Here is a 3105-nt window from a genome sequence, read left to right as displayed (position 1 = left end):
CGCTGGAACAGCTCCCACAGCTCGTCAGGCACCAGTCGTTGAAGGAACGCATCCACGAACGGTCTAACGACTGACGGCCAAATGAGTCACGGTCTTAGAGCTCGGATCGTCCCTGAGGGGCCGGCGGCGCCGTCGCCGGCCTGGGTCACGGGCGGCCCTCGTACGGCGGCCACGGCTGTCAGCGCCTCCCGATGGAGAACCGGGGGATCCGGCGGTTCCAGGGCATCGCCTGCTCCAGCTGGTGCGCGATGCGCAACAGCAGGTCCTCACGGCCGTAGGGCGCGATGATCTGCACCCCGATCGGCAGCCCGTCGTCGCTCTGACCGAGCGGCAGGCTGATCGCAGGCTGTCCGGAGACGTTGAAGACCATGGTGAACGGGCCGTAGTCGAAGATCGATCGCAGCCAGCTCGTCAGGGTGTGGTCGGGGTCGTCGTAGCGAAGGGTGCCGTGACGGGCTGGAAGCCCGCCCAACGTGGGCGTGACGAGCAGGTCGTGTTCGGTGAAGAAGGCGCCCACCGATCGGGTCACCCGGTTCTGCGCGCCGAAGGCGGCCATCATGTCCAGCGCGCTGTAATCCTTCGCGACTTCCAGAAGCCGTCTGGAGACGGCTTCCATCTTGGCCGGGTCAGGGCTGCGCGGGGCCAGGAGCAGCGTGGAGGCGATCGCCACGGATGTCGCCGTCGCGCAGTGCAGGACGTCGTCCCAGTCGAGGGCCGGGCGGGCGTCGGTGACGGCGTGTCCCATCTCCTCCAGTGTCCGGCCGACCAGGAGCGTCGCCGTCGCCACCTGGGGATCCACCCGGGCCCCCGACCAGGCGGCCGTGGTCACCGCCACCCGCAGCGGCCCCGGTTCCGCTCCCAGGACGTCGGCGTACCGGCCCCGTGGCGGTGGCGCGGTGTACTTGTCGCCGACGCCGGGCCCCTGAACGGCGTCCAGCAGGTGAGCGGCGTCGCGGACGGTCCGGGTCAGCCCGAACTCGTAGACCATCCCGAGCATCGCCTCTCCCATGTCGGGTCCGCACGGGACACGGCCTCTGCTCGGTTTGAGGCCGACGAGGCCGCAGCAGGCGGCCGGGATCCTGATGGACCCCGCTCCGTCACCGCCGTGGGCCACGGGTACGGCACCGGCCGCGACCAGGGCCGCCGCGCCACCGCTCGAACCGCCGACGCCCCGCTCCAGGTTCCACGGATTGCGCGTCGGCCCGTACCTGACGGACTCCGTGGCGAAGCTGATCGCCATCTCCGGCACGGTGGTCAGGCCCAGGGTGACCAGGCCCGCGGCCCGGAAACGGGTCATCAGGTCGCTGTCGTGCCGGGCGACGACGCCCCGCAGGGCCCGGCTCCCCATGGAGAACGGGATTCCCCGAGCCACCGGCCCGTGGTCCTTGATGAGAAACGGGACCCCGGCGAGGGGCCCGGTCCCGTCATGTTCGAGCGCCGGGGTGAACAGCGGCAGCGCCAGGCCGTTCACCTGGTCGTTCGCCACGGACAGGGCCTCGCGCGCCGCGGTTTCCACCTCTTCGGCGGTGATCTCTCCCGCCCCGATCAGTTTCCGGAGCCCGATCGCGTCGTACCGCGCGTACTCGTGAAGTTCCATAAGACTCAGTCCCTCTTGGCGTCCTGGACGCCCACATCGATCACAGGAGGGTTCCGTGTCGCCGGAACCCTCATCGCTCACATGGTCGGCGGCGCGCCCGGCGAACCGAACGGCTGCGACGACGGGCAGCGCCGACGGGGTGGCGGCCTCAACCGGGCCGTCACCTGTCGGTGATCGAGGTGTTTCTACGCTCGGGACATCAAGGGAGAGCCTCGCAGAGCCCGGCTTTCGGCATCAACTGAAATATCCCGACTCCGCAGGCGTCGGCCCGCGGGTTGGCACCGTGTGTCCGGGCCCGCCGCCGGACCCGGTCACACGGCCAAAGCCTCCTCATCCCGGTCCGCGGCCTGTCCCACGGCCCGGGCGCTGAGCATCGGCTACGCGCCGGTGGCCAAGGCGGGCGCACCGGCGTTCGCTCTGGCCGCGAAGGGTCAGTTCGGAGCAGACGCGAGAGTCACGCCCAAGCCGATGAACAGGGTCCCGGTCGCGGCGTCGAGACGGCGGCGCACCACCTGCCGGTCGCGCAGCCAGCCGCCGATCCGCCCCGCCAGCACGCCGACCGTCGCGTCGGCCAGGAACTCCAAGATGATCAGGATCGCACCCAGGATGGCGAACTGCAGCCAGACGGGCCCCGCCCCGGGGTCGATGAACTGGGGCAGGAAAGCGACCATGAAGGTGAACGTCTGCGGGTTGGCCATGGAGGACACCACACCGTTGAGGAAGGCACGCCGACCGGTCATGCCGCTGCCGGTCCCGCCGGCCCGGCCCTTCCTGAGGTTGCGGAGCATCTGGACGCCGAGGTAGACCAGGTACGCGGCGCCGCCGAGCCGCAGCGCCGTGAACACGACGGGAAGCGTCGTCAGCAGCACGGAGAGTCCGGCCGCCGCCGCGGCGATGTACAACGCGTCCCCCGTGACCACGCCGAGCGTGGCCAGCAGCCCGGCGCGGGCGCCACCCCGCACACCGCAGCCCAGCACGAACAACATGTCCGGGCCCGGGGTGATCAGAGCGACGAAGGTGGTCACCGTGAACACGGCGAGCAGGTGTGAATCAATCGGCATTCAGATCATCCTGTCATTCCGGTCAAACACCTTGAGCATGTGTGGATCGCGGCGGACGTCATGTTGTGCGCGACCTGGCCGTCCGTAACCGGGAAAACCTGCGGTGCGTACAGCCGGGCGCTGGCGCGTAGGGGAGGGCACGGACTGTTCGTGGCGGTCAGCGGCCGATCCGTCCCGTACATGCCGGACATCCGGCGTATGAACGGCCGGGGGCACGGCGCCGCGTTCGCCGAGGAAGGTCCTGAACACCTCCGCGGGCAACGGCGCGGCGGATCGTCCGGGTGCGACCGAAGGCGCTGCGCGCCGCGGGAGGCCGTGGTGGTGGCCGATGCCGAAAGCTCCGAGCACCCGGCCTAGGCAATGTCTGATAAATGATCACGGCAGGTGCGGTTAGATGATCGTTCGTGGTGCGACGAGGTGAACTGACCGACAAGGCCTGGCAACGGA

General features: G+C 69.9%; 2 protein-coding genes. Both read right to left on the bottom strand.

Annotated elements, in window-relative coordinates:
• Positions 1-178: 178 nt before the first annotated feature.
• On the bottom strand, positions 179-1597 hold the full coding sequence (locus tag ABZ463_RS41555; RefSeq protein ID WP_362785726.1) for an amidase family protein: 1419 nt from the start codon (positions 1595-1597) through the stop codon (positions 179-181).
• 431 nt (positions 1598-2028) lie between these two features.
• A complete protein-coding gene (locus ABZ463_RS41550; protein WP_362785723.1) occupies positions 2029-2658 on the bottom strand; it encodes a LysE family translocator in 630 nt (209 codons plus the stop codon).
• Between the last annotated feature and the right edge of the window lie 447 nt (positions 2659-3105).

The organism is Streptosporangium sp. NPDC020145 (assembly GCF_040631275.1).
In the GTDB taxonomy this organism is placed as follows: domain Bacteria; phylum Actinomycetota; class Actinomycetes; order Streptosporangiales; family Streptosporangiaceae; genus Streptosporangium.
Note: the sequence above shows the minus strand (reverse complement) of the source record. Positions and strands in the feature narration are given on the sequence as shown.

Excerpts from the sequence above, each read along its gene's own strand:
- ABZ463_RS41555 (WP_362785726.1), bottom strand. The coding sequence starts at position 1,597 with ATGGAACTTCACGAGTACGCGCGGTACGACGCGATCGGGCTCCGGAAA.
- ABZ463_RS41550 (WP_362785723.1), bottom strand. The coding sequence starts at position 2,658 with ATGCCGATTGATTCACACCTGCTCGCCGTGTTCACGGTGACCACCTTC.